The organism is Streptomyces sp. NPDC051320 (genome assembly GCF_040682175.1).
Classification (GTDB): domain Bacteria; phylum Actinomycetota; class Actinomycetes; order Streptomycetales; family Streptomycetaceae; genus Streptomyces.
In genome coordinates this window covers 1,386-2,581 of the sequence record NZ_JBFBAL010000047.1, presented here as the reverse complement: position 1 = coordinate 2,581, position 1,196 = coordinate 1,386, and the positions used below count along the sequence as shown (strand labels likewise).

Below are 1,196 nucleotides of genomic sequence, written 5' to 3'. Positions count from 1 at the left end.
ACACAGTGGACGCGAGCAACTGAGGACAAGCCCTCGGCCTATTAGTACCAGTCAGCTCCACCCGTTACCGGGCTTCCACATCTGGCCTATCAACCCAGTCGTCTACTGGGAGCCTTAACCCCTCAAAGGGGGTGGGAATACTCATCTCGAAGCAGGCTTCCCGCTTAGATGCTTTCAGCGGTTATCCTTTCCGAACGTAGCCAACCAGCCATGCTCTTGGCAGAACAACTGGCACACCAGAGGTTCGTCCGTCCCGGTCCTCTCGTACTAGGGACAGCCCTTCTCAATATTCCTACGCGCGCAGAGGATAGGGACCGAACTGTCTCACGACGTTCTAAACCCAGCTCGCGTACCGCTTTAATGGGCGAACAGCCCAACCCTTGGGACCGACTCCAGCCCCAGGATGCGACGAGCCGACATCGAGGTGCCAAACCATCCCGTCGATATGGACTCTTGGGGAAGATCAGCCTGTTATCCCCGGGGTACCTTTTATCCGTTGAGCGACGGCGCTTCCACAAGCCACCGCCGGATCACTAGTCCCGACTTTCGTCCCTGCTCGACCCGTCGGTCTCACAGTCAAGCTCCCTTGTGCACTTACACTCAACACCTGATTGCCAACCAGGCTGAGGGAACCTTTGGGCGCCTCCGTTACTCTTTAGGAGGCAACCGCCCCAGTTAAACTACCCATCAGACACTGTCCCTGATCCGGATCACGGACCGAGGTTAGACATCCAGCACGACCAGAGTGGTATTTCAACGACGACTCCACAACCACTGGCGTGGCCGCTTCACAGTCTCCCACCTATCCTACACAAGCCGAACCGAACACCAATATCAAACTGTAGTAAAGGTCCCGGGGTCTTTCCGTCCTTCTGCGCGAAACGAGCATCTTTACTCGTAGTGCAATTTCACCGGGCCTATGGTTGAGACAGTCGAGAAGTCGTTACGCCATTCGTGCAGGTCGGAACTTACCCGACAAGGAATTTCGCTACCTTAGGATGGTTATAGTTACCACCGCCGTTTACTGGCGCTTAAGTTCTCAGCTTCGCACACCCGAAAGTGCACTAACCGGTCCCCTTAACGTTCCAGCACCGGGCAGGCGTCAGTCCGTATACATCGCCTTACGGCTTCGCACGGACCTGTGTTTTTAGTAAACAGTCGCTTCTCGCTGGTCTCTGCGGCCACCCCCAGCTCAC

General features: G+C 56.0%; 1 rRNA gene (only partly in view). It reads right to left on the bottom strand.

From position 1 onward, the window contains the following. Nucleotides 1-21: 21 nt before the first annotated feature. Nucleotides 22-1,196, bottom strand: a 23S ribosomal RNA gene (locus AB0M87_RS33275); its annotated part runs 1,385 nt beyond the window's last position; the annotation flags it as partial.